This is a genomic window from Streptomyces sp. NPDC052012, from assembly GCF_040689265.1.
Classification (GTDB): domain Bacteria; phylum Actinomycetota; class Actinomycetes; order Streptomycetales; family Streptomycetaceae; genus Streptomyces.
This window is the reverse complement of record NZ_JBFAXA010000018.1, coordinates 18,996-43,720: the sequence shown is the minus strand read 5'-3', so window position 1 is coordinate 43,720 and position 24,725 is coordinate 18,996. Positions and strand designations below refer to the sequence as shown.

The window sequence follows — 24,725 nt, the reverse complement described above, 5'->3', positions numbered from 1 at the left end:
GCGTCCGGGTCGACCGGCGATCGCGCGAGCACGCCCACGGAGCGCCCGTGCTCGCGCGATCGCCGTTGCTCAGCGGGCGTGGAGGCGGACCGGGAGTCGCTGGTGCCCGTTGCTGATCAGCGAGCCCACGGGCCGGAGTTCGCCGGCCGGTACGGCGAGGTGGAGGTCGGGGAAGCGGTCGAAGAGGCGCTCGAGCACGAGGGCGACCTCGAGGCGGGCGAGCGGTGCGCCGAGGCAGAAGTGGACGCCGTGGCCGAAGGCCAGATGGTCCTTGGCCGTGCGGGCCGCGTCGAACGTGTCGGCGTCGCTGTGCCAGTCGGGGTGACGGTTGGCGGCGGCGTAGGAGGCGAGGATCGCCTCACCGCGGGCGATGGTCTGCCCGTCGGGCAGGGGGATGTCCCTGACGGCGTAGCGGAGCGGCAGGTGCTTCACGGCCGGTTCGTGACGCAGTGTCTCCTCGACGACGTCGTCCCAGGTGACCGCCCCCTTGCGGACCAGCTCCAGCTGGTCGGGGCGGGTCAGCATCGTGTACACGGCCTGGTCGATGACGTTGACGGTCGTCTCGTAACCGGCGCTGATCATCAGCAGCAGCGTGTCGCGCAACTCGGGGGGACTGAGGCGGGCACCGTCACTCTCGTCGTCCCGCGTCGCGATCAGCAGGGACGTCATGTCGTCCCCCGGGGCGTCGCGCTTGGCGGCGATGAGCTCGTCCAACTGCCCGTACAGCCGGGCGGTGTTGGCCTGTGCCTCCGCCGGACTCAGCGTGGTGTCGAAGACGCCGTCCACCACGGCACGGAAGTCGTCCCGCCGGCTCTCCGGCACACCCATGAGGTGACTGATCACGCCGATGGGCAGCGGGTAGGCGAGTTCCTGGCGCAGATCGACCGGCTCCTGCGCGGGGAGCGAGGCGAGCCGGTCCACGAGCCGCGTCACCATGTCCTCGACGGCCGGCTTCATGGCGGCGATACGGCGGGAGCTGAAGGCCGGTGCCACCAGCCGGCGCAGCCTGCGGTGGTCGGGGCCGTACGCGGTGAACATGTTCTCCACCGCGACCCACAGCGCGAGCGGCCAGGAGCTGACCGCCTGCTCGAAGGCGGGCCAGTGCGCGCGGGCGTCCTTGGAGACGTCGGGGCTGGTGAGCAGCTGTTTGAGCAGGACGGGGTCGGTGACCGACCAGGCTTCCACACCGAGTATGTCCACCCGGGTGGCCGGGCCGCGGGCGCGCAGGGCGCGGTGCTCGGCGTGGTGGTCGGCACCGGTGGGGTCGAGGACGAGCGGAGGCTGCTGGGTCATGGCTGGGCTCCTTGGCGTGCGGCGGGAAAGACGACGGGCAGGGATTCCAGCGCCCGGTGGAACGGCCCCGGGCGCCAGGTGAGTTCGGTGAGGGGACGGGCGAGATCCGTCTCGGGCAACGCGTCGAGGAGGTAGGTGACCGCGGTCTCGGCGATGAGATAGGCGTGTGAGCGCGCGGGACAGGTGTGCGGGCCGGCGCTCCAGGCGAGGTGGGCGCGGTTGCCCGTGAGGCGGCCCTCGGGCACGCCCTCGGTGAGGGCCGGGTCGTTGTTGGCGGCCGCCATGGAGATCACGACCGGCTGGTCGGCCGGCAGGAGCACCCCGTCCACGTCGATCGGATACGGCGGGTACGAGATGCAGTAGTTCGCCATGGGCGGGTCGGTGTACAGCACGGTGTCGAGGGCGTCGCGCACCGTGGACAGCCCGGCGTGCAGGTCCGCGGAGAACTCCTCGTCGGTGAGGATCTTCAGGATGGTGTTGCTGATCAGGTTGGTCAGCGGCTCGATGCCCGCGCCGTAGAGCGTGACGAGCTGATGGCCCATCTCCTCGTCGGTGAGGTGCGCGGGGTGGGCGATCAGCCGGGAGGTGATGTCGTCGCCGGGGTGCTGCCGGCGCAGGGTCACCAGGTCGAGAACGGCCTGTCCGAGGATCTGGTTGCCGCGTTCGGCGTCCGTGGTCTCGAAGATCTTCGCCATGCCGTCCGCGATGCGCACGCCGATCTCGTCAGGGCAGCCCAGCAGCGCGCTCAGGACGCGGAAGGCGATGGGGAACGAGTACTGCGTGAGCAGATCGGCCTCGCCCGCCGCCCGGAAGTCACCGATGGCGCCGGAGGCGACCTTCTCGACGAGGGAGCGCAGCTCGTGCTGGTCGACCGCGTCGATGGCGGTGGTGTTCGCCGCGCGGTAGCGGGCGTGTTCCGCGCCGCCCGAACGCAGCGCGTTGGGACGCCACTCCATCATCGGCCGCACCGGACAGGACTTCGGGATCAGCTTCTCCCAGGCGCGCGGGTCGGCCGGGAAGTGCAGCGGGTCGTTGAGGATGCGGCGGGCCTGGTAGTAGCCGATCACCAGGGTCGCGGGCACACCGGGAGCCAGGTCCACGGGGACGAGCGGGCCGTGGGTGCGGCGCATGCGCCGGTACACGGCGTGCGGATCGGCGGCGAACTCGGGGGAGTACAGGGCGATCCGCTCCGGTGGGCTCGTCGGTGTGGGCTCAGCGGAAGGCATCGTCATCGGCGGGACTCCAGGGGGTCGGCTGAGCGACGCTCGGAGAGGTACTCGGTGAGCGTGATCAGGGCATGCAGGGACGATGTGCGGTCGCGGGCGTCGCAGACCGTCAGTGGAGTGGCGGGGTCGAGGGCGAGAGCCTCGCGCAGCTCGGACTCGGGGTAACTCGGCGCGTCGGGGAAGGCGTTGATGGCCACGGCATACGGCACACCCCCGCTCTCCAGCAGGCCGAGAGCGTCGTGGGAGGCGTCGAGGTCGCGCGTGTCGGCCAGCACCAGACAGCCCAGTGCGCCCTCGGCCAGGTCCTCCCACAGGGGCTGGAAACGCGACTGCCCCGGCAGCCCGAACAGATACAGCGCGATCCTGCCGCCGGCCATGTGGATGCGGCCGAAGTCCATCGCCACGGTGGTCGTGGTCTTGTGCGGAGTGCCGCGCAGATCGTCAACCCCGACGCTGGCCTGCGTGATGGGTTCCTCCATCCGCAGCGGCTTCACTTCCGAGACGCTGCCGATGAGGGTCGTCTTGCCGACGCCGAAACCCCCCGCGACCACGATCTTGGCCGACCGCGTCACCGTGGACGGGAGGTACGTGACGGGCGTATCAGACCATGGAGCGTAGTCCACGGAGCACCTCCTGCAGCAGGTCGGAGTCGGGCTGGTGGCCGGTCGCGGGGACCGGACTGGACAGATGGCCGGAGTCCATCAGCGAGGAGACGAGGATGCGCACCGTCGAGGGCGGCAGCTCCAGCGCGGCGGCGATGTCGGCGACGGCCAGGCCGCCGCCCGCCCCGGCGAACAGGCGCATCACCCGGCGGGCGTCCGGGCCGAGGGTGTCGGTGGGGCCGGTCGCGGCGATGACCACGCTCTCCAGGCGCACATCGTCACGGGCGCGGACCTGCCCGCCGGTGCGGACGTAGGGCCTGACCATGTCGGGGTCACGCCGCGGCCCCGTCATGCCGGCGAGCCGCCTTCCGCGGCCGGCAGACGGTCGGCGGTGGCCATCTCGTGCCCCACCCGGGTGGCCAGCCGCACCATGTGATGGGAGATCAGCCCCACGTCGGCGTCGGGCCCGGTGGTGCACACCGACAGCATGGTGTTCTTCGCGGCGGTGGTCGTCAGGCCGATGCAGCCGGCCGACTCGATCAGCAGCTGGCGCATGCCCTGGCCGCCGGTGAACTCGTCCCACGCCTTGCCCGCGGCCCGCAGTGCCGCCGTCAGGGCGGCGAACTTCTCCCCGTCGTCCTGGCTGATCGTCTCGGTCCGGGCCTTCAGCAGCCCGTCGCTGCTCATCAGTACGGCGTACCGGACGCCTTCGACGGTGCCGAGTTCCTGGTCGAGCAGCCAGCCCAGGCTGTTGGAGTGTGTGTCTCGCACGGTCAGTTTCCTTCTTCGTGTGCAGCGTCGTGTCCGGCGGAGGTCGGGGAGGTCTCGTCCTGACGGCCGCGGCGGGTCCCTTCGGCCCAGGCCGCGGCGATCGAGGGACGGCCGGGCTCGGCAGCGGCGGGCTCGGCCGCGCGCCGCGACACCGCGGGGGCCGCGGAGCGCTTGCGCACGGTCAGGCCGCTGGCGGTCGTGGTCGCCTGGGCGGCGGGGGGCTCGGGCTCCGCGTCGCGGGCCGACGGCACGGGGGTGGGGGCGGCGGTCTCGGCCGGGGCCGGTGCCGGGGTCGGCGTCGGCGTGGTGAGCAGGTTCTTCGGCAGGACGAGCATGGCCCGCGTGCCCTGGTAGATGTTCGGCGCGGTGAGCTCGACGCGGAAGCCGTAGTCCTCCGCCAGCACGGACGCCACGCGCAGCCCGGTCTGGGGGTGGGCGCCCAGGCGGGTGATGTCGTCGCGCTGCTTGCCGGACATCACGTCGCTGGCCCACAGCAGGCGCTCGTCGTCCATGCGCAGCCCTGCGTCGTCGACGATCAGGAAACAGGCGTGGTGGCCCTGTTCGAGGGAGACATGGACACTCGCGGACGGCGGCGAGTAGCGCAGCGCGTTGTCCAGCAGCACGGCGAGGGCGTGCACGACCGCCTCCACCGCGCGGCCCTCGACCGCGACGGATCCCATCTCGGGGTGCTTGACCCGCTCGTACCCCTCGATCCGGCCCATCGCGGCCTGCACGATGTCGGTGAGCGTCGTGGCGGGCCAGCGCCGCGAGAGCTTGTCCCCGGCGAGTACGGCGTACCCCGACGCGGTGAGGAGCATCTGCTGCGCGAGGTGGTCGATCTCCACGAGCGTCGCGTACGCCTCGTCCGAGACGTGCCGCCGCACACCCTGGCTGACGGTCCGGCCGAGCCTCGCCGCCCGGGCCACCACATTGTTGGCGAAGCCGCGCACGGCGGCCCGCGCCACGCCCACGGACTCGTGCCGCACCTGCGCGACCTGCCGCTCGGCCTCCTGGCGGACCTGCTCGGCGACCTGGGCGGCAGCCGAACGCTCCTGAGCGCGGACCTGTTCGACCGCGGCCGCCACCGCGCCGGGGAGGGCGCGCAGTCGCTCGGCGAGCTGAGTGCCGTCGAGGTTCGGCGGTACGACGAGCTCGCCCCCGCGACCGCCGCCGTCCTGCCCCCCGCTCACGGCCGCCGGAACCACGGTGGCCGCCACCTGACCCACGCACTGCTCGGCCGCGAGGAGTTGCTGGGTGAGCCGGTCGGCGTGCCGGCGGAGAAGCTCGGCCTCGCGCTCGGCATGATCGCGTTTGCGCCGGAAGTGCCATGCGGAACCGACGCCGGCCAACGTCGGCAACGTGGCGGCGGTCACTATCAGTTCGATCATCAGGTCCTCACGGATGGGGAAGCCGTCGGTGTGCGGGGATCGTGGGTGGGCCGGGGCTGGAGCCAGGGACAGCGGGATGCGGCGGAGGCGGCAGGCCGGACGGGCGCGGCGTGGCGCGGCGACCGGCCCGATCCGGGGCCGGCCAAGGCGGTGGACGCCCGCGGCGGAGGCGGACCGGCGGTGGGGGCCGCCGAGCCGACGTCCCCGCCACGCACCGGTGTCCCTCGGCACGCCCCCGCCGCGCCCGGTCACGGCCGGCAACCTCAGCGAGCCGGAACGAGCGGGCGTCTCCCGGACGGCGGCGAAGGGGCGCAGCGGCGGCCCTCGACGCCCTCGCGCGGCACCGCCCGGGATCGTGTCCCCGTCAGGCGCGCACGGGCCGAGGACTCATCGATGCGGACAACGGTGAGGGCGCGCGACATGGATCTCCTGGTACCGGACGAGGGCGTGCATGGCAGGGGACGACGACGGGCGGGCTCAAGGCAGCACGGGATCGTGCCATCGCTGCCCTGGAACTCCTGGGTCCGCTGGTGGCGTTCGGCAGGGACCATACCGCTCCTGCTCACGCCTTGTGGCAGCGCGGTGACGACGAATTCGATTCGCTGGGGATTTGGGGGGAAAGATACGCACTTGATGACCAACTCACTTTGGCCGACAAGGAGTTCGCGTTCGGCGCCGTGTCCTGGTATGAGCCGCCGGAGAGTTGGGTGGCTCGGGACGGGCCGTCGTGCGGTGGCTGACGCCCGGCAGCGACAAATGGCCGAGAGCACGGTGTGATTGCCGCGCTGTTACCGCTTGGCTGGAGGGGTTCGAGGAGCCGGGGCGGTCGAGGGGGACACGTGTACGACTACATCATCGTGGGCGCCGGATCGGCCGGTTGCGTACTGGCCGGCCGGCTCACCGAGGACGAGAGCACACGCGTGCTGCTCGTCGAGGCGGGCCCCGTCGACGACGCCCTGGAGATCCGCGTTCCGGCGGCGTTCAGCAAGCTCTTCCAGACGAAGTACGACTGGAGTTACCTCAGCGCGTGCGAACCGGGACTGGACGGCCGCCGTCGCTATCTGCCGCGCGGCCGGATGCTCGGCGGGTGCTCCTCGATGAACGCGATGATCTACATGCGCGGCAATCGCCGCGACTACGACGGGTGGGCGGCCGTCGGCGCCGACGGATGGAGCTGGCAGGACGTCCTGCCGTACTTCCTGCGCTCCGAGGACTTCACCGGCTCCTCGTCGCCCTGGCACGGCACGGGCGGGCCGCTCACGGTCGGCGAGGGCCGCTCCCGGCATCCGCTGATGGACGCCTACGTGACGGCGGCACAGGAAGCCGGCCATCCCTTCACCGGCGATTTCAACGGCCCGGAACAGGACGGCGTCGGCTACTACCACCTCACGCAGCGCGGCGGTCTGCGGTGCAGCACCGCCGACGCGTATCTGCGGCCGGCCCTGTCCAGGCCGAACCTCGAGGTGCTGACCGGCGCCCACTGCACCCGCGTGCTGCTCGACGGCGACCGCGCGACCGGCGTCGAGGTGGACCGGGACGGCGAACTGCTGAGCCTGCGCGCCGAACGGGAGGTCGTGCTGTCGGCCGGTGCGTACAACTCGCCGCAGCTGCTCATGCTCTCGGGCATCGGCCCGGCCGCCGAGCTGGCCGCCCACGGCATCACCCCCCGCGTCGACCTCCCCGTCGGCGAGAACCTCCAGGACCATCCGCATGTCGGCCTGTGCTACCTCACCGACACCGAGTCGCTGTTCACCGCCGAGACGCCCGACAACCTCCGCCTGCTGGAGACCGAGGGCCGTGGTCCGCTCACCTCGAACATCGGCGAGGCGGGCGGGTTCCACCGCACCCGTGAGGACCTGGACGCCCCCGACGTCCAGGTGCACGCCACACCGGTCATGTTCCACGAAGAGGGCATCAGCCCCGTGACCGACCACGGCTTCATGTTCGGCGCGGCCCTGATCGCCCCCACGAGCCGGGGCAAGGTCTCCCTGCGCTCGGCGCTCCCCAGCGCCAAGCCGCACATCCTGCACAACTACCTGACCACCGAGGAGGATCGCGCCACGGTGGTCCGGGCCCTGCGGGTGCTGCTCGACATCGCCGAGCAGCCCGGCCTGGCCAAGCACCGCCGCGCCGACTTCCGCGTACCGCGCTCCACGGACGACGCCGGCCTGCTCGACTTCGCCCAGCGCGAGTTGCAGACCCTCTACCACCCGGCGGGCACCTGCTCCATGGGCCCTGTGGTGGACGCCCGGCTCCGCGTGCACGGGGTGAGCGGGCTGCGGGTGGTGGACGCCTCGGTGATGCCCACCGTGGTGCGGGGCAACACCAACGCCCCCACGATCATGATCGCGGAAAAGGCGGCAGACATGATCCGCGGTTTCCGGCCACCGGCCTGACGGCGGCAGCAGGCCTTCCCGGACCCTTGTTCCTGCCGGGTGCTCCCTCTACCGTGAGGGCGTGCATTCCGACCGGTAGGTATGCCGAGCTCGAGGGGCTTCTCGGCCGCATCCCCGGCCGCGGCCGAGTGTGACGGGGAGGGCGGGTGACGATGGGGCTGGCCAAACTGCTGGTCGCCAACCGGGGGGAGATCGCGGTCCGGGTGATCCGGGCGGCGCGAGAGCTGGACCTGCTGACGGTGGCCCTGCGCTCCCGCGACGAGCCGGACGCGCTGCACGCCCGCCTGGCGGACGAGGTCGTGGTGCTCGACGGCGAGGGACCGGCGGCGTTCCTCGACGCGGCGGCCGTGGTGGCTGCAGCCGTCCGCGCGGGCTGCGACGCGGTCCACCCGGGCTACGGACTGCTGGCCGAGCACGCCGGGTTCGCGCGCCGGTGCACCGACGCGGGCCTGACCTGGGTCGGGCCGCGCTGGGAGGTGCTCGAGACGCTCGGCGACAAGACCGCGGCCCGCAAGCTCGCCGCCGGCCTCGGCCTCCCGGTGCTTCCGGCGACCGACGGGGACACCTCCGTGGAGGAAGCCCGCGCGTTCATGGCCGGGCTCGGCGAGGGCGCCGCGGTGATGGTCAAGGCGGTGGCCGGAGGTGGCGGCCGCGGCATGCGCGCCGTACACGATCCGGACGAGCTGGAGGAGGCGCTGCGGCGCTGCGGCTCGGAGGCGGCGCACGCCTTCGGCGACGGCGCCGTGTACGTCGAGCAGCTGCTCCCCGGGCCGCGCCATGTCGAGGTGCAGGTGCTGGGCGACGGCTCGGGGGCCGTCGTCGCCTACGGCGACCGTGACTGCAGCCTCCAGCGGCACCGGCAGAAGGTGGTGGAGATCGCACCGGCACCGGGACTCGCCGAGCCGGTGCGCGCCGGGCTGCACGACGCCGCCCTGCGGCTGGCCCGGGAAGTCCGCTACGCGGGCCTGGGCACCGTCGAGTTCCTGGTCGACACCCGTGAGGGAACGGAGGGCTACTACTTCCTCGAGGTCAACCCGCGCATCCAGGTCGAGCACACCGTCACCGAGGAGGTCAGCGGAACCGACCTGGTCAAGGCCCAACTGCGGGTCGCCTCCGGGGAATCACTCGCCCGCATCGGGGCGGACCGGCCGCCCGTCCTGCGCGGCTGCGCCGTCCAGGTCCGCGTGAACGCCGAGACGGTCCGCTCCGACGGGACGGTGCTCCCCTCCGCCGGCACGCTGGAGGTCTTCTGGCCGCCGACCGGGCCGGGCGTGCGCGTGGACACGGCCGCGTTCCCCGGCTCTCGCGTCAGCCCCCGCTTCGACTCGCTGCTGGCCAAGCTGACCGTCCACGACGGCTCCGGAACCCTGCCGGACGCGCTGGCCCGCGCCCGGCGCGCCCTGGCCGAGTTGAGGATCGAGGGAGTCGGGACCAACAAGCGCCTGCTCGCGCGGCTGTTGGAGGCGCCCGAGGTCATCGCCGGACGGCTGCACACCGCGCTGCTCGACGAGCTGCTGCCCGGCCTGCTCCCGCCCGAGGACGAACCCTCGCCGGCGGAGGAACCGCCGGCCGCCGACGACGAACCCGGCACGGTCACCGTCACCGCCCCCATGGCGGCCACCGTCGTCGACGTCGCCGCCGTCGAGGGGCAGGCCGTGAGGGCCGGAAGCGCGCTGGTGGTCCTGGAGTCCATGAAGATGGAGCACCCGCTCCAGGCCCCCTGTGACGGCATCGTCGTCGCCGTCCGGGCGCGGCCGGGCGACGTCGCCGAGCCCGGGCAGCCCCTGGTCGTGATCGAGGGGACCGGCTCGTCGATCGGCGGCGACCGGCCGGACGAGCAGGTCGATCTGGCCGCGTCACGGCCCGATCTGGAGGAGGTGCGGGTGCGCAAGGGCTTCGGCACGGACTCGAGCCGTCCGCAGATGGTGGCACGCCGCCACGCCGAGGGACGGCGCACCGCCCGTGAGAACATCGCCGACCTGTGCGACCCCGGCAGTTTCGTGGAGTACGGCGGCCTGGCCATCGCCGCGCAGAGAAGCCGCCGCCCCGTGGACGACCTGATCCGCCGGACCCCCGCCGACGGCCTCGTCGCAGGCGTGGGCACCGTGGGTGCCGAGCGGTTCGGGCCCGCAGCAGCACGGGTGGTGGCCATGTCGTACGACTACAGCGTGATGGCGGGCACCCAGGGCCTCATGGGGCACCGCAAGAAGGACCGGCTCTTCGAACTGGCCGAGGACGCCGGACTGCCTGTCGTGCTGTTCGCCGAGGGAGGCGGCGGCCGGCCGGGCGATGTGGACGGCACGGTCGTCTCCGGCCTGGACTGCGGGGCGTTCGCGCTGTTCGCCGGGCTGAGCGGGAAAGTGCCCCTGGTCGGAATCGCCTCGGGCCGCTGCTTCGCCGGCAACGCGGCACTGCTCGGCTGCTGCGACGTCATCATCGCCACACCGGAGGCGAACATCGGCATGGGCGGCCCCGCCATGATCGAGGGCGGTGGTCTCGGCCGGTTCGCCCCGGAGGACATCGGACCGTTCGAGGTGCAGACGGCCAATGGTGTCATCGACGTCGAGGCCGCCGACGACGCCGACGCCGTCCGGCTGGCGCGCACGTACCTGTCGTACTTCCAGGGGCCGGTGCCCGACTGGGACTGCCCCGACCAGCGGCGGCTGCGCCACCTCGTCCCCGAGAACAGGCGACGGGCCTACGACGTGCGCACGGTCATCGACACCCTCGCCGACACCGGCTCCGTTCTGGAGCTGCGACGGCGCTTCGGACGGAGCGTCGTCACCGCCCTCGCCCGCGTGGAAGGGCGCCCCTTGGGCATCCTCGCCAACGACCCGCGTCATCTGGGCGGGGCCGTCGACTCCGACGCCGCCGACAAGGCGAGCCGCTTCCTGCAACTGTGCGACGCGTTCGGGCTGCCGGTGCTCTCCCTGTGCGACACACCCGGGTTCATGGTCGGCCCCGACGCGGAGAAGACCGCCTCGGTCCGGCATGTCAGCCGCATGTTCGTGCACGCCGCGGCGCTGACCGTCCCCTTCGGCACGATCGTGCTGCGCAAGGGCTACGGGCTGGGCGCGCAGGCGATGGCCGGCGGCGGATTCCGCATCCCCCGGTTCACGGTCGCCTGGCCGACGGGCGAGTTCGGGCCGATGGGCCTCGAAGGCGCGGTTCGGCTGGGCTACCGCAGGGACCTGGAGGCGATCGCGGACCCCGTGGAGCGGGAGCGGGAATTCGCCCGGCGGGTCGCGGCGGCCTACGAGCACGGCAAGGCTCTCAACGTCGCCTCGGTCTTCGAGATCGACGACGTGATCGACCCCGCCGAGTCGCGCAGCTGGATCAGCACCCTGCTGCACGACCCGGTCGCCGGTCATCGCGGCTCACGCCCTTGTGTCGACACCTGGTGAACGCCGGTGTGTGAACAGGGCCTGGTCAGTCGATGACGGCGGTGGCCTCGATCTCGACCAGATGCTCGGGCACATCCAGCGCCGCGACGCCCAGCAGGGTGGCCGGGGGCGTCGGGGTGACTCCCAGCTTCGTGGCCGCCCGGGTGATCCCTTCCATGAGGAGGGGCATCTTGTCAGGGGTCCAGTCGACGACATGGACGTTCAGCTTCGCCACGTCGTCGAATGAGGCACCGACCTCGGCCAGGGCGGTGGCGACGTTGAGGTAGCACTGCTCGACCTGAGCGGCGAGGTCGCCCTCGCCGACCGTGACACCGTCGGCGTCCCAGGCGACCTGGCCCGCGACGAAGACCAGCTTCGAGCCGGTCGCGACCGACACCTGACGGTAGGCATCGATCTCGGGGAGCCGGCTGGGGTTCACCAGGGTGATGGGCATGGCTGTCGCCTCCATGGCATGAGGGAGCTCCGGAACAGGCGCCCGCTCTTGTGGTTACAAGGGAACCGTAAGAAACCATGCGCTGACATGGAAGAACGCACTTTTCCGTGACTGGGGAACCTCATGGTGACCCAGCAGTTCACAGGGGCGCCGACGCAGCGGATCAACCTGCTCCTGCCGACCTGTGGGAAGCCGGCCGCGCTCAAGCGGACGGTGTGGGCGGGGACCACACGCCGAGCCACTGTGCGGCGCCCCACTCCTCGAATCGTTCCACCTCCGTGAATCCCAGCTTCGCGGCGAGGCGCATCGAGCGGTCGTTGGCGGTCTGGGTGCAGAGCAGCACCGGCTCGCCGGGGAACGCGTCGGCGAACCATCCGAGCGCCGCCGCGCACGCTTCGGTGGCGTAGCCGCGTCCCCACGCCTCCGGCAGGAGCATGTAGCCGAGCTCGGCCTCACCGGCGTCGGGACGGATGTGCCCCGGGCGCTCCGCGTCGCGCCGATCGAGCGTGACCGTGCCGATCATCGCCCCGTCGAGATCGATCACGAAGAGGCCGGGCCGCCGCCCGGGCAATTGAGGCACAGCGCTTTCGAGCTCGTCACGGGGGCGAGGGCCACCGAGGTAGGTGCGCACCTCCGGCGATGCGAACAGCTCGATGAACGCCGCACGGTCTGCGGCCTCGGACTCGCGGAGCACGAGGCGTTCGGTCCTGATCGGGGCAGGTGGCCAGGCGACGGTTCCGAGTCCGGTCATGGCGGGCAACCTACCGCACGCCCGTGAGGGTGATCCGAAGGGGAAGGAAGGAGGCCGTCAGGCCTCGCGCGCCCCCGCCCGCTGTGCCGGCGCAGCCACACGCCGTGCGACAGGCGCAACCGGGCCCGCTCGAACACCCACTGGCCGGCCCCGGGCACGGCGTACGCGGCCTCGTACAGACCATCCGTGGCCCGACACCGCACGCCCGGTGACCAGCCGTACCCCCGAACTCGAGTGGCCCAGCGCCCGCTCCGGCACGCGCAGCAGCACGCGGGACCGCTCCCGCTGCTCCATGGAGAAGGCCCCGGTCGAGGGCGATCAACGCCATCTCGCCCGCCCGGACCCGCACTTCACGGCCGTTCCGCCGCATCCGCGTACACCCGGCCTTCTGCGTCAGTGGAGCGAGCCGACGCCCCGGAGCCCGGCCTGTCGAGTGCGTGTTGCTCCTGCCGGTGCCCCGCAGGAACGCGGCCTCCGACGACAACAGCCGCACACAGCCGAGATCCACGACGCCCAGGGCCGCCGTGAACCCCTCCGCTCGCCCCGACGCCACCTCGACGGCTGCGAACCACCGATGCGCCGCCGCCAGGCGCTCGGCCTCGGGCATCGACGCCGTCCTGGCAACCCAACGCACGCACAACGGCTCCGGGCAACGGTGAACGGTGCCTGCGTCCCCGGACGCTTTCCAGCCGTCGTCTCACATGGACCGAGGTGTTCCGGTGACACCTCCTCACGCAGCGGTCACACCGTGCCGCGCCAGGCGCCGGTCTCCGCGCCACCGCGAGACTCGATGAACCGCTTGAACCGCCCCAGATCTCCGGCGACCTGACGCTTGACGAAACCGAGCTTGTCGCCGACGGTCTCGCTCAGGCCCTCCGGGTCGTACTCGAGCTGGAGCATGACCTTGGTGGTCCTGTCGTCGATGTAGTGGAAGGTGACGACACCGGCCTGCTTCACCTCACCGCCGACCGTCGTCCAGGCGACCCGCTCGTCGGGGATCTGCTCGGTGATCTCGGCGTCGAACTCGCGCTCCACGCCACCGATTTTCGTCTTCCAGTGGGTGAGGGTGTCGGTGCGCTGCTCGATGTGCTCGACCCCTTCCATGAACTGGGGAAAGTCCTCGAACTGGGTCCACTGGTTGTAGGCGGCGCGCACCGGAACCTCGACCTTGACGGACTCTTCCACCTGCGACACGTCACAACTCCCTCGGTGCTGAACGGATACGGACCGGCTGACTGCCGGCCCGAGAGCGATCACCTCCCGAGTGCCACTGGTTGGTCGGTGTATGCACGCAGCCTGTGGGTGCCGGTGATGCACCGTGACCGGGGTCTTCCTGCTCCTGTTCCTGTTCGGCACCTAGGCCTTCCTCGTCTCCCCCCTGCTGCCGACCATCGCCGGCGTCGTGCCACCACGCGGGGCACCGACGAAGGAGAGTGCTTACGGGACGAGCTTGAGCAGCCGGTTGGGCGAACCGGAGCCGGGGCCGGTCACCTTGCCGGTGGTCGCGCCGTTCACCAGAGCCGTGGCGACCTGCGCCGGGGTGGCGGAGGTGTGAGCCGCGAGGTAGACGGCCGCCGCTCCGGCGACATGCGGGGTCGCCATCGAGGTGCCGGAGATGGTGTTGGTCGCGCTGTCGCTGGTGTGCCACCCGGCCGTGATGGAGGAGCCGGGGGCGAAGATGTCCAGCACCGAGCCGTAGTTGGAGTAGCTCGCCCTGGCGTCCGTGCTGGTCGTGGCGCCCACCGTGATGGCCTCGGTGACCCGGGCCGGGGAGAACGAGGAGGCGTTGGCGTTGCTGTTGCCCGCGGCGACCGCGTAGGTCACGCCGCTGGCGATGGAGTTGCGTACGGCCGTGTCCAGGGTGCTGGAGGCGCCGCCGCCGAGGGACAGGTTGGCCACCGAGGGACCGGAGTGGTTCTTGGTGACCCAGTCGATGCCGGCGATGACCCCGGCGGTGGTCCCGGAACCGTTGTTGTCCAGCACCCGCACCGCGACGATCTTCGCCTTCTTGGCCACCCCGTAGGTGGATCCGGCGATGGTGGTGGCCACATGGGTGCCGTGGCCGTTGCCGTCGGAGGCGGTGGTGTCGCCGTCCACGGCGTCGTAGCCGTAGGCGGCCCGGCCGCTGATCTGCTGGTGCGTGATGCGGACGCCGGTGTCGATGACATACGCCGTGACACCGCTGCCCGCGCTGTCCGGGTAGGTGTAGGTGCCGGACAGGGGGAGCGAGGTCTGGTCGATGCGGTCCAGGCCCCACGGCGCGTTGGACTGCGTGGTGTCGGTGAGGCGTACCCGCTGGTTCTGCTCGACGGAGGCGACCGCGGGGTCCGCGGCCAGGCGCTTGGCCTCGGTGGCGGAGAGGGTGGCGGTGTAGCCGTTCAGCGCGCTGCCGAACGTCTTCTTCACGCTGCCGCCGTACCCCTCGACCAGGTTCTTGCCCGTGGCCGAGGACGCCTTGAACCCGGCGCCCTTCTTCAGGGTCACGATGTAGCTGTCCTTGACCACGGTGGGGGATCCCGAGGCGAGGACCGTGCCCTCGGCGGGGGCGGCCTGGGCGGGGACAGAGGTGAGCCCGCCGGCCAGGGCGGCCGTGGCGACACCGGCGATCGCGGCGAACCGTATCCTCTTGATTCTCTTGCTACGCAGTCGTGCCATTACGAGGGAATCCTCCTCTTGGCGGCGCGCCTGGGTGGGGCACGCGTCTGTGGGGGAGGGCGCACGGGATCGCGCACCCCAGCTGGAGCGTTGCGTTCCGCTCCGGACTGCGAGCAAGCCTCACTCAGAACTCCTCTGCGGGACAAGGGAGTTGAGCATCTGTCAACAAATTCGCCATGAGCACGACACACAAGGCCGCGCCTGCCTTGCGGCGGGCAGTGCTGCGAGGACCCCGTGCGGCAGGAGGCCGGACGGGCTCGCTAGGGCCGCTCTCGCCGGTCGTGAGAACCGGACGCGGCCGTGAGTACCCACCGCCAGCCGCGCTCGACCGACGGGCGGCAAGGGCCGGATTCGTCTCCGGCGCTGGTGAACAGTGCGGTCAGCATGGGCACGCCGTGCCCGAGTGCCTCGCGCGGCAGGGGGCCGGTGGCGACGAGCGAGGCGAGTCCGTGTCCGATGGCCCAGCTCTGTGTCGCCAGCTCCAGCGGGTCGACGTCGTCACGGAAACGGCCGCTCGCCTTGGCCCGGTCGACGGCACGGACGAGTCGGTCGAGGGTCTGGTCCGCCGCGCCGGAGTCCTCGAGGTCGAAGCCCGCGTCGAACATCACGCGGTAGAGATCGGGATTCTCCAGGGCGTTGGCCAGGTAGGAGGCCCCGAGGGCGGCGAGGTCGCGTACCGGGTCCGCGGTCGTCCTGACGGCCGCGAGCCGGGCGGCCAGGCGTGTGAAGCCTTCCTGCCGCAGCGCCTTCCACAGTCCGTCCATGCCGCCGAAGTAGGTGTAGACGGCCATCGTCGACACGCCGGTTCCGGCGACCAGGGTGCGCAGGGTGACGGGTTGCCGTGTCCGCAGCATGTGTGCGGCCCGTTCGAGCAGCAGGGAGCGGACCGCTGGATCTTTCGTCCTCGCCATGGCACCGCATTACATAGCATCGCTAGGCTTTCGGGGCAGGTCGCCCGCGACGCCGACGGCCGGCCGGTGGGCGACGGGGACTTCGCCGCTCAGGTCGAGCAGTGCTATCTCAATGTCGCCACCGCTCTGGCCGGGGTCGGCGGATCCTTCGACGACGTGGCGAAGCTGACCGTCTACGTCGTCGACTGGAGTCCCGAGAAGATGCCCCTGCTCGGCGAGGGCGTGGGACGGGCCGCGGCTAAGCTCGGCATCGATCCGGTCAAGCCGATCACGCTTCTGGGTGTCGCGGCGCTGGGGGAGCCGGACCTCCTGGTCGAGGTCGAAGCCACCGCGGTCATCGAACAGCCGTAGATCGAGCAGCCGCATCACGGCGGAGCATGGCCGGTGCTCGGTGGGATACCCGCAGGCCATGAAGCTGCCGACGGAAATCCGTGAGAAGGACCGGAGTCTGGCCAAGCGGCTCGCCGCAAGCTGCCCACCCGGCCTTCGCCGGACGCTGTCCGTGGTGGAGGAGGCAGCGGAGGGGACCAAACTGTGGTGCGGCGCGGCGGCGGCGATGGCCTGGCTCGGTGGCCGCCGCGGCCGCAAGGCCGCCGCCGCGGGCCTGGCCGCGGCAGCGGTGGCGCAGTTGCTCTCCAACGGCGTGTGCAAGCAGCTGGCCGACCGCCCCCGGCCCCCGGAACAGTGGTTTCCGCACGACGAGGTCGACGACCGTCCCGATTCCTCCTCCTTCCCTTCCGGTCACACCGCCGCCGCGGTCGCCTTCACGGCCGCCGTCGCCCCGGCGTGGCCGCTGGCCGGCGTCCTGTGCACGGCGCCGGCCGCCACGGTGGCCGTCGAACGCGTGCAGAGCGGCGCTCAATACCCCAGCGACGTCGCCGCAGGAGCCGCCATCGGCCTGGCCAGCGCCTGGCTCACCCGCCGCGCCCCGCACCTGTTCCTGCGCCACTGGCTCTAGGACGTGGATCGAACTGCCCTCAGAGACGGCCGGTGCGTCAGCATGCACGCATGCGCACGCACCGGCACCTCCTGCGGCGCTGCGGGGCAGCGTCACCAGTACGTGCCCGCGGGCACGTCCTAGCTGTCCTTGTCCATGGACTTGCGTACAGAGGGGCGGCGGCGGATCGGCGGTCACGGATGCCGGCCGGTGTCCTCCCCCGGCGCGGGGGGCTCGCCGTCCGGTCCGGGTTCCGGTTCGGCACGCTCGTCCGCGCCTGTCTCCAGGTAGCCGGGGTCGTCGCCCGAGGCACGGCCCACGAAGACATCGTTGGGTGTCGTCCCCGTCGTGCTGTGCCGGTCCGGCGCCTCGTCGTCCGGCTTACCGCCCGTGTCCTGCGAACGACCCGAGCGGACTTCCGAGGAGGGGGCGGCCGTACGACCCCCCAGGCGTTCGCGGAGCCTCGACCACACGGACATGGTTCCTCCCGATCAGGACATGCGTGCCGATGCCGACTGCCGGCCCCCGCCGACGGCGTTCAGCGCCGCCCCCGACGTGTTCGACGCCGTTTGCGGCGCATCCCGACGGCCGCGACCAGCGTGAGGATCCCGGTGAGCCCGGTGAGGACCTTCCTGGCAGCAGCCTTGGACGTGCTCGGTCCGAAGGCGTCCCGTATCCGGTCGTAGAGACCGAGCGGCACGCCCAGGACCGCGTTGCCGGGCGGGCGGCGCGGGATGACGGGGTGGGGATGCGTGGGTGCGCTCCGTCGTACCGTGTCCCATGCCGCGCCGAGCCGGCGCAGCTGAGCGGCGGGCAGGGAATCCTGCAGCCGGGGCAGGACCAGGTCCTCCTCGTCGCGGATGTCCTGCCGTATCAATGCGAAGACCCGCCGCACCTTCTCCTCACGCACAGGAGAACCCGGACCCATGCGTTCGATCTCGGCGACAAGATCGTTGATCTGCTGGTGTTCCTCCTCGACCCGGGAGGTCAATTCGTGCCCGCCCTCGACCGAGCGCCGCACGGCCGGCCACAGCACGGTCTCCTCGGCGAAGGCATGGCTGAAGACCAGTTGCACGGTCTCCTTGAGGACCCGTTCGCGGTCCTCACCGTCGGCCAGGGCCTGACAGCGGTCCATCAGCCTGTCCATCTCGGCATGATCACGTCGTTGCCGGGCCAGCACACTCCCCGGGCCGCCCAGTCGGTCGACCGTCTGTTCCTCGATGCTCGGGCGCACGGGTCGCTCCTCTCCGCCCGCTGGCGTGCCGGCCGCCGCGCTCACGCCGGCCGGCAAGCCGCCCTGCTGTACGGCCGTGCTTCACGGGCAAGGGCCAGGTACCCCCCGGGGCCGTCGCGATGCCGGGACACGCCCGGACGCCACCCGAGCCGGGAGTCGTTTGTCGTCGGCCCTGGTGGGGACCCGGCGGCCCATGACTGCGACGCCGCCTCGCCGCCGGATGCGGCAGAACCGGACTCCGCGGCTGCTCGACCGCGTGGAACGAGAACCACGGGTGGAGGCGGTGACCGACGCTCTCCGCACAGGGATCCGGTCCCTTTCGCCGGACACGGCGATGCGGCCCCTCCCGCCGGGCCTGACGGCCGTCGGTCACGGCGGCATGCGGTGGGACACGACCGGGGACGACGGGACAGGCCGGTGCACCGGCCGGACAGGAGCGGGGACGGCTCATGGGCACAGTGGCTGACAGCAGCGTCGCACGCCGGCTGCACGGGTTTCTCCGGAATACACAGCGGCACTATGCGGCGGCAGATCACGAGCGGCCGCTGGGCGGTTATCTGACGGCCATGGCGGGGTTCGGGCTGTACACGGTGGCCTGGGCGACGGCGGTACGGCTGAGCGGTCGCCCGCTGCCCGACCGGCCCACACCCTGGGACGTGGCGCTGACATCGGTGGCCACCTTCCGTCTCAGCCGACTGTTGAGCAAGGCGTCGGTGACCAGCCCGCTCCGGGCCCCCTTCACGCGGTACGTCGGTCCGCAGGGCCCGGCCGAACTTCAGGAGGAGGCACAGACCGAAGGCGGCAAGGAGACCGTCGGCGAACTGGTGACCTGCCCCTTCTGCACCGGCGTGTGGGTGGCGTCCACCCTGACCGCCGGCCGGCTGCTCTGGCCGCGCGCCACGAACACCGCCATGGGCGCGCTCGCCGCACTCGCCGGCGCGGACGCACTGCAATTGACGTACACGGCACTGGTGGAGAAGACCGGCGGTGAGTGAACCCGCCACGTCGGTCGTCGTGACCGCGGGGGTGACGGCGGTCGTGACGGGTACTCGCCGGGCATGATCGGACGAGCACTGTGGCAGGGCCTGGTCGCCGGTACGGCCGGAAGCGTCGTGATGACCCTCGGCGAGAAGGTGGAGCAGGCCGTCACCGGCCGGCCCGACTCCCACGTGCCCGCCCGGGTCCTTCAGCGCCTGACCGGGCTGCCCGAACGTCCCGGCACGCAGCCGCTCCCGGTGAACTGGGCCATGCACCACGGTCAGGCGGCCGTCCTCGGCGTGCTGCGCTCGGTCATGGCCCAGGCAGGACTGCGGGGACCGCTCGCGTCGGCCCAGTTCGCCGTCGTGCGTCTCACCAACGATCAGATCCTGGAGAACGCGACCGGCGTCGGCGCCCCGCCCTCCACCTGGCCACGCCGGGAACTCGTCGTGGACGTGCTGCACAAGGCCGTCTACGCCTTCACCACGGGCGTCGTCGCCGATGCCCTGGCCGCGCGCGGTGGCCCAGGCCCGGGACAACGCCATGCCGCACTGCGCACCGGCCGTCACGCCGATGTGGCTCCGCTTCGCCGCGAGGACGCCTACGGCCGATGAACCCGCCGGCCCCGGAGACGGCCGGCCTGATCGATCCTGCGCCGCCCGGAGGAGCTAGGGGCTGTCCGCAAAGTCCCGCCTGCCCTGCGGGCGGACGACGCGACTTTGCGGACACCCCTAGGGCCTGTCGTTTGGATCACGCCGCAGACGCGGGGTCTGGCCTCCGAACGACAGCCCCTAGCGGGCAAGCAGACACGCCACGGTGCTCACGGCCCCGGCGGCGGCGACCACGGCACAGGCACAGGCGGCGTGACGCCGGAGCAGGTCGCGCCGCAGGGCGGCGTAACGCGCCTCGTACTCCTTCCGCAGCTGGTCGGCCCGCTCGGTGGTGCTCACCAGCATCCGGCGGGTCAGGTCGATGCGCTGACGGATGTAGTGACGTGTGACTTCCTCGGCCTGAGCGGTGGTCAGCCAGGGCAGCCGGGAGCAGAGGCTCTCGGCCTCGCGGTGCGCCTGGTCGAGATGCGTGCGGGCGAGGAGGTAACCCTCGACGGTGTCGGCGAGCGCACTCCCGCGCACGCCGGGCGGGGTCTCCTGTCCGCCGGGCTTCACCGCGGTTCGCCCTTGTGGCTGTCGGAGACCACGGCGTCGCGCTTGCCGGCGTTCTCCGCCTCGTCGAGCTCCGCCAGGTGCGGGTGGTGCATGTCGAAGGCGGGGGACTCGGAGCGGATGCGCGGCAGCGTCACGAAATTGTGCCGGGGCGGCGGGCAGGACGTCGCCCACTCCAGAGAGCGGCCGTAGCCCCAGGGGTCGTCCACCTCGATCCGCTTGCCGCGCTGAGCGGTCCGCCACACGTTGTAGAGGAAGGGCAGGGTGGACAGGCCGAGCAGGAAGGCGCCGATGGTGGAAGCGGTGTTGAGCGCGGTGAAGCCGTCGGCGGCCAGGTAGTCCGCGTACCGGCGGGGCATGCCCTCGGCGCCGAGCCAGTGCTGCACCAGGAACGTGGTGTGGAACCCGACGAACAGGATCCAGAAGTGGATCTTCTCCAGGCGGAAGTCGAGCATGGTGCCGGTCATCTTCGGCCACCAGAAGCTGAAGCCGCCGAACATCGCGAAGACGATCGTGCCGAACAGCACGTAATGGAAGTGCGCGACGACGAAGTAGCTGTCGGTGACGTGGAAGTCCAGAGGCGGTGAGGCGAGCAGCACGCCGGTCAGACCGCCGAAGAGGAACGTGACGAGGAAGCCGACCGCCCACAGCATGGGCGGCTCGAACGAGAGCGAGCCCTTCCACATCGTTCCGGCCCAGTTGAAGAACTTCACACCGGTGGGGACGGCGATGAGGAAGCTCATGAAGGAGAAGAACGGCAGCAGTACGGCCTGCGTGGCGAACATGTGGTGGGCCCACACGGTCGCGGACAGGCCGGTGATGGCGATGGTGGCGCCGACCAGCCCCATGTAGCCGAAGATCGGTTTGCGGCAGAAGACGGGGAGGATCTCGGTGATCACGCCGAAGAAGGGCAGGGCGAGGATGTAGACCTCGGGATGGCCGAAGAACCAGAACAGGTGCTGCCACAGGAGCGCCCCGCCGTTCTCCGGGTCGAAGATGTGTGCGCCGAACTTGCGGTCCGCCTCCAGGGCGAGCAGCGCGGCGGCGAGCACGGGGAAGGCCAGCAGAACCAGTACCGAGGTGAGCAGCACGTTCCACGTGAAGATCGGCATCCGGAACATGGTCATGCCGGGAGCCCGCATGCAGATGATCGTCGTGATGAAGTTGACCGCGCCGAGGATCGTGCCGAACCCGGACAGCGCCAGCCCCATGATCCACAGATCACCGCCGACCTGGGTGGTGCGCTCGCCGCCGCTGAGTGGCGTGTACGCGGTCCAGCCGAAGTCGGCCGCGCCCTCGGGAACCATCAGACTGCTGACCACGATGAGCCCGCCGAACAGGAACAGCCAGTACGAGAACATGTTCAGCCGCGGGAAGGCCACGTCGGGGGAGCCGATCTGCAGCGGCATGATCGCGTTGGCGAAGCCGGCGAACGTCGGGGTGGCGAACAACAGCAGCATGACCGTGCCGTGCATGGTGAACGCCTGGTTGTACTGCTCGTTCGACAGCAGCTGCGTTCCAGGCCGGGCCAGCTCCGCCCGGATGGCCATGGCCAGGATTCCCCCGATCAGGAAGAACATGAACGAGGTGATCAGGTAGAGGTGGCCGATCTTCTTGTGATCGGTGGTGCTCAGCCAGGCAACGATCACCTGACCGCGGCCGCGGCGCTCGGCCGCCGGAACCGGGGCCACGGGCTCGGTATGGGTCGCCATCGGTTTCCTCTGTCGGCAGCAGCGCATGGACGGCGGAAAGGGGCGGACGAGGGTGCCCCTGACCTGACGGGCTGTCGCGGCAGTGCGGAGCCGGTCCAGCGCAACCTAATCCTGCCGACGGCGCAGCCGCGCTCGTTGTGCGCTGTCACTGGTCCTAATGGACGCGCACGCCACCCGTCCGGGTGGCGTGCGCGTCCGGGGGGCATGGGGGGCCAGTACGGCCGGCGATTCGGGTAGGGCTCGGCCGGCGCGGTCGTGCGCGGCACGGGGGCGGCCCGCCTGCGGCGGCGGGGCTGTCACGCCGGCGCCGGGACAGCGCTCACGGCCCGGACCAGCCGCTCTCCCGCGCCTCGCTCTCCTCCGTGTCCTCGTCGCCCGTGTCCTCGCCCTCCGACTGCGACGGAGTCGTCCGAGGCATCTCGTGACGTTCGGCCGTCCTGGCCGCGTCGTCCGCGGTGGTCTCCTGCTGTCGTTCGCCCTCCGCCTGCGACGGGGTCTGTTCACTCATGGCCGGCCTTCCCTGTCGTTCGTCCGGTGTCTTTCGTGGAGCGTCGTACCCGGCATGTCGACGGCCGATCTCGGCGGCGCTTCCGGTGCTCATCGCGGGGCGGTGGAACGCATCCAGGCCGAGATCCATCCCGTCTGCATGGCGGCGTCCAGGAGATACGTCGGCCGGATCCGTCCCTTCGGCACGTAGACCAGATCGACGGCCAGCAAGGTCAGCGAGGTTCCCAGCCCGATACGGCGGGCATGACGACGGCCCTGCGGCTCCGTGGCCGCCGCGAGTTGCGCCATACCGGCACAGACCAGCAGCCCGCCCGTCGTCCGCTGGAGCCAGACATCGGTCTTCGGCCCGAAGACCCACTCGAAGCTGCGCAGATGCAGCAGAGGCCACAGTCCGCCCACGACGTTGAAGACGCCGTGCGCGACCGCGACCGGGTCCGCACGCTCCGGAAAACTCGTCCTGCCCAAGGTGCTTCCTCCTGGAGCCGGCCGAGTACCCCGACCGGTAGACGCCATTCCGGGGCGTGGAAGGTCCGGCTGCGTGACCGACTGCTTGTGGGGCACCCGGTGGTTCAAGCGTGAAACAAACGGTCACAGCGGGGAGGGTGAAGCCGATGTTGCTCTCACACGCACTGGAACAGGGCGTGCTCGTCTTGTCGATCCACCACGATCCGGGCGTCGACGGTCGCGCCGCACTCCTCACGGAGATCAGTGATCTGGTGCATGCCTTCAACCCGGCTCCCGTAGTGATCATCCTGGAGGACCAGGCCGCGACCGGTGCCGCACTCAGCGTCGTCCTGAGAGCGCACCAGGTGTGCAGCAGCCTGGGCATCGTGATGAGCGTGGCCACCCACAGCGCCCTGGCACGTCGCCTGCTCGAGGCGAACGCCGACACCAGCGGCATCCGCCTCGTCATTCACGCGCGCACGGACACCGCCGTCACGACGGCATACGCCGCGGCCGCTTGAGTCTCTGACGCATCGTCAGGTATTCCGGCCCGCGATGAAATCGAGCGGCGGGGGTACCGGGAGGGCGACGGTCAGCGGGACGGCTCGGTAGGTGAGGATGAGTTCGATGGGTCAGCTGCGGCAGCTCAGGGCGCTGTACGCGGGCGGGGTCGGCGCCTGGACGTTCTGTCTGTTGCTGTCGATGCTCCAGGGCGGTGGGTCGGCGCGGCAGACGCTGATTCTTCTCGGCCTGCTCGCGGTCTTTCTCGTACTGCTGCTGTGGTCGACCTGGTGCCTCTGGGAAGCGGGCACCTACCGCGCGACGGATCCGTCCGACGGTACGGTGACTCCGCGTCCGGAACGCCGGTGGCGGTGACCTGGCCGTCCCCCCGGGGTCGACAAGGAGCGTTCACACCATGGGTACCGCCGTCCACGTGCCGCAGACCCGGGACATGATCGGGGAGGAACTCTCCGGAGACGAGGCGTTCACCGCCCTGCGCCACTACGGGGGCCTGAGACTGCTGACCGACTCCTTCGCACGGTTTCGTTACGCGGACGGCTTCAGCAACGCGCGGGCCCTCGCCTTCCAGGTGGTGCTCGGACTCGTGCCCTGCACCGTGGCGCTCGTCGGCCTGGCCACCTCGGTGCACACGGAGGGCATCGGCCGGATCATCGAACTCACCCTCGGCCGGATCGTCCCGGGTGCCAGTGCCGAGATCGTCGAGGACGCCTTCGAAGGAACGCGGCGCACCGCTCACGGCGACGTGTGGAGCACGCTCGCCCTGTGGCTCGGTCTGGGCTTCGCGCTGCTGAACCTCGCCTCGGCCATGGCCCAGATCGAGCGCGGCGCCAACCGCATCTACGGCATCGAGCGCGATCGCCCCTTCCCGCTCAAGTACGCGCGGGCGCTCGCTCTCGCGATCGCCGCGGGCCTGCCGCTGGTTCTGGGCTTCGTCGTCCTGGTCGCCGGCGAGGCCGTGGGGGACGCGGTGGCGCGCACCGCCGGTGGGGACGACAGCGGGTCGCACTGGTGGGGCGCACTCGACGTCCCCGTGGGGCTCGCGTTGGCCTGGGTGGCCTCCGCCGTGATCTTCCGCTGGTCCCCGCGCCGTGTCCAACCGGGTTACACCTGGCTCGCCTTCGGCTCGGCGGTGCACCTCGTGCTGTGGGTGGCGGCCACATGGCTGCTCGCGTGGTACGTCGAGGGAAGCGGTGCCTTCGGCGCCGTGTACGGGCCGCTCACCGCGTTCATCGCCCTGCTGCTGTGGGCCAACCTCACCGCCGTGGCGCTCTTCCTGGGCATCGCCTTCGCGGCCCAGCTGGAAGCAGCCCGCGCCGGCATCACCTCGGCGGTCCGGCCGGACCCCGGACCAGGTGGGTGAGCGCTGACAGGGGCGAACCCGCTGCCGGCTGACGTGCC

General features: G+C 71.3%; 26 protein-coding genes. 9 read left to right on the top strand and 17 right to left on the bottom strand.

Annotation, left to right across the window (positions count from 1 at the left end; translation table 11 throughout):
* Positions 1-69: 69 nt before the first annotated feature.
* The 6 genes from AB0412_RS25200 to AB0412_RS25175 are packed head-to-tail and all read right to left on the bottom strand — an operon-like array spanning position 70 to position 5,280.
* Positions 70-1,293 (bottom strand): cytochrome P450, encoded by a 1,224-nt coding sequence (locus AB0412_RS25200; protein WP_366404837.1) that lies wholly within the window; start codon positions 1,291-1,293, stop codon positions 70-72.
* Entirely contained in the window at positions 1,290-2,525 is a 1,236-nt protein-coding gene (locus AB0412_RS25195) for a cytochrome P450 (RefSeq protein WP_366404836.1), read from the bottom strand. Before AB0412_RS25195 ends, AB0412_RS25200 begins: the two co-directional genes overlap by 4 nt.
* The gene (locus AB0412_RS25190) at positions 2,522-3,142 is read right to left on the bottom strand and encodes an ATP/GTP-binding protein (protein WP_366404835.1); all 621 of its coding nucleotides are present in this window, start codon (positions 3,140-3,142) and stop codon (positions 2,522-2,524) included. Before AB0412_RS25190 ends, AB0412_RS25195 begins: the two co-directional genes overlap by 4 nt.
* On the bottom strand, positions 3,120-3,473 hold the full coding sequence (locus tag AB0412_RS25185) for a DUF742 domain-containing protein (RefSeq protein ID WP_366404834.1): 354 nt from the start codon (positions 3,471-3,473) through the stop codon (positions 3,120-3,122). Before AB0412_RS25185 ends, AB0412_RS25190 begins: the two co-directional genes overlap by 23 nt.
* On the bottom strand, positions 3,470-3,892 hold the full coding sequence (locus tag AB0412_RS25180; RefSeq protein WP_366404833.1) for a roadblock/LC7 domain-containing protein: 423 nt from the start codon (positions 3,890-3,892) through the stop codon (positions 3,470-3,472). The genes AB0412_RS25185 and AB0412_RS25180 overlap by 4 nt, the downstream gene beginning before the upstream one ends.
* 2 nt (positions 3,893-3,894) lie before the next feature.
* Positions 3,895-5,280 (bottom strand): ATP-binding protein, encoded by a 1,386-nt coding sequence (locus AB0412_RS25175; protein WP_366404832.1) that lies wholly within the window; start codon positions 5,278-5,280, stop codon positions 3,895-3,897.
* Positions 5,281-6,119: 839 nt separating this feature from the next.
* On the opposite strand from AB0412_RS25175, the gene AB0412_RS25170 reads away from it, so the two are divergent.
* Together AB0412_RS25170 and AB0412_RS25165 are read left to right on the top strand one after the other, a co-directional pair.
* Complete coding sequence (locus AB0412_RS25170) at positions 6,120-7,676, top strand: GMC family oxidoreductase N-terminal domain-containing protein (RefSeq protein ID WP_366404831.1); 1,557 nt, start codon at positions 6,120-6,122, stop codon at positions 7,674-7,676.
* A gap of 152 nt (positions 7,677-7,828) precedes the next feature.
* Positions 7,829-11,080 carry a carboxyl transferase domain-containing protein gene (locus AB0412_RS25165; RefSeq protein WP_366404935.1) on the top strand — a complete coding sequence of 1,084 codons (3,252 nt, stop codon included), beginning with the start codon at positions 7,829-7,831 and terminating at the stop codon, positions 11,078-11,080.
* A 25-nt stretch (positions 11,081-11,105) separates the two neighbouring features.
* On the opposite strand, the gene AB0412_RS25160 is transcribed toward AB0412_RS25165, so the two are convergent.
* From AB0412_RS25160 to AB0412_RS25140, 5 genes are all read right to left on the bottom strand, one after another.
* The gene (locus AB0412_RS25160) at positions 11,106-11,513 is read right to left on the bottom strand and encodes a RidA family protein (RefSeq protein ID WP_366404830.1); all 408 of its coding nucleotides are present in this window, start codon (positions 11,511-11,513) and stop codon (positions 11,106-11,108) included.
* 202 nt (positions 11,514-11,715) lie between these two features.
* The gene (locus tag AB0412_RS25155; protein WP_366404829.1) at positions 11,716-12,264 is read right to left on the bottom strand and encodes a GNAT family N-acetyltransferase; all 549 of its coding nucleotides are present in this window, start codon (positions 12,262-12,264) and stop codon (positions 11,716-11,718) included.
* Between the two features lie 741 nt (positions 12,265-13,005).
* Positions 13,006-13,458 carry an SRPBCC family protein gene (locus AB0412_RS25150; RefSeq protein ID WP_366404828.1) on the bottom strand — a complete coding sequence of 151 codons (453 nt, stop codon included), beginning with the start codon at positions 13,456-13,458 and terminating at the stop codon, positions 13,006-13,008.
* A gap of 243 nt (positions 13,459-13,701) precedes the next feature.
* Entirely contained in the window at positions 13,702-14,919 is a 1,218-nt protein-coding gene (locus tag AB0412_RS25145) for a S8 family peptidase (RefSeq protein ID WP_366404827.1), read from the bottom strand.
* Between the two features lie 260 nt (positions 14,920-15,179).
* Positions 15,180-15,830 carry a TetR/AcrR family transcriptional regulator gene (locus AB0412_RS25140; protein ID WP_366404826.1) on the bottom strand — a complete coding sequence of 217 codons (651 nt, stop codon included), beginning with the start codon at positions 15,828-15,830 and terminating at the stop codon, positions 15,180-15,182.
* On the opposite strand from AB0412_RS25140, the gene AB0412_RS25135 reads away from it, so the two are divergent.
* Together AB0412_RS25135 and AB0412_RS25130 are read left to right on the top strand one after the other, a co-directional pair.
* A complete protein-coding gene (locus AB0412_RS25135; protein ID WP_366404934.1) occupies positions 15,813-16,181 on the top strand; it encodes a RidA family protein in 369 nt (122 codons plus the stop codon). The genes AB0412_RS25140 and AB0412_RS25135 overlap by 18 nt on opposite strands.
* Before the next feature lie 58 nt (positions 16,182-16,239).
* The gene (locus tag AB0412_RS25130; RefSeq protein WP_366404825.1) at positions 16,240-16,788 is read left to right on the top strand and encodes a phosphatase PAP2 family protein; all 549 of its coding nucleotides are present in this window, start codon (positions 16,240-16,242) and stop codon (positions 16,786-16,788) included.
* Between the two features lie 173 nt (positions 16,789-16,961).
* Here AB0412_RS25130 and AB0412_RS25125 read toward each other — a convergent pair whose 3' ends face one another.
* The gene (locus tag AB0412_RS25125; protein WP_366404824.1) at positions 16,962-17,246 is read right to left on the bottom strand and encodes a hypothetical protein; all 285 of its coding nucleotides are present in this window, start codon (positions 17,244-17,246) and stop codon (positions 16,962-16,964) included.
* A gap of 59 nt (positions 17,247-17,305) precedes the next feature.
* A complete protein-coding gene (locus tag AB0412_RS25120; protein WP_366404823.1) occupies positions 17,306-18,001 on the bottom strand; it encodes a hemerythrin domain-containing protein in 696 nt (231 codons plus the stop codon).
* 449 nt (positions 18,002-18,450) lie between these two features.
* Here AB0412_RS25120 and AB0412_RS25115 point away from each other — a divergent pair, with 449 nt between their 5' ends.
* Positions 18,451-18,996: a DUF1360 domain-containing protein gene (locus AB0412_RS25115; RefSeq protein WP_366404822.1), complete on the top strand. Its 546-nt coding sequence runs from the start codon at positions 18,451-18,453 to the stop codon at positions 18,994-18,996.
* A 63-nt stretch (positions 18,997-19,059) separates the two neighbouring features.
* On the top strand, positions 19,060-19,593 hold the full coding sequence (locus tag AB0412_RS25110) for a hypothetical protein (RefSeq protein WP_366404821.1): 534 nt from the start codon (positions 19,060-19,062) through the stop codon (positions 19,591-19,593).
* Between the two features lie 177 nt (positions 19,594-19,770).
* Here the strand turns inward: AB0412_RS25110 and AB0412_RS25105 are convergent, their stop codons facing one another.
* The 4 genes from AB0412_RS25105 to AB0412_RS25090 form a co-directional block, all read right to left on the bottom strand.
* Positions 19,771-20,112 (bottom strand): hypothetical protein, encoded by a 342-nt coding sequence (locus AB0412_RS25105; protein ID WP_366404820.1) that lies wholly within the window; start codon positions 20,110-20,112, stop codon positions 19,771-19,773.
* Between the two features lie 29 nt (positions 20,113-20,141).
* A complete protein-coding gene (ctaD, locus tag AB0412_RS25100) occupies positions 20,142-21,854 on the bottom strand; it encodes a cytochrome c oxidase subunit I (RefSeq protein ID WP_366404819.1) in 1,713 nt (570 codons plus the stop codon).
* Between the two features lie 319 nt (positions 21,855-22,173).
* Positions 22,174-22,362 carry a hypothetical protein gene (locus AB0412_RS25095; RefSeq protein ID WP_366404818.1) on the bottom strand — a complete coding sequence of 63 codons (189 nt, stop codon included), beginning with the start codon at positions 22,360-22,362 and terminating at the stop codon, positions 22,174-22,176.
* 89 nt (positions 22,363-22,451) lie between these two features.
* A complete protein-coding gene (locus AB0412_RS25090; RefSeq protein WP_366404817.1) occupies positions 22,452-22,826 on the bottom strand; it encodes a hypothetical protein in 375 nt (124 codons plus the stop codon).
* 149 nt (positions 22,827-22,975) lie between these two features.
* Here AB0412_RS25090 and AB0412_RS25085 point away from each other — a divergent pair, with 149 nt between their 5' ends.
* From AB0412_RS25085 to AB0412_RS25075, 3 genes are all read left to right on the top strand, one after another.
* On the top strand, positions 22,976-23,326 hold the full coding sequence (locus AB0412_RS25085; protein ID WP_366404933.1) for a hypothetical protein: 351 nt from the start codon (positions 22,976-22,978) through the stop codon (positions 23,324-23,326).
* A 106-nt stretch (positions 23,327-23,432) separates the two neighbouring features.
* Entirely contained in the window at positions 23,433-23,681 is a 249-nt protein-coding gene (locus AB0412_RS25080) for a hypothetical protein (protein WP_366404816.1), read from the top strand.
* Between the two features lie 40 nt (positions 23,682-23,721).
* Entirely contained in the window at positions 23,722-24,687 is a 966-nt protein-coding gene (locus AB0412_RS25075; RefSeq protein WP_366404815.1) for a YihY/virulence factor BrkB family protein, read from the top strand.
* The last annotated feature ends 38 nt before the right edge of the window (positions 24,688-24,725 follow it).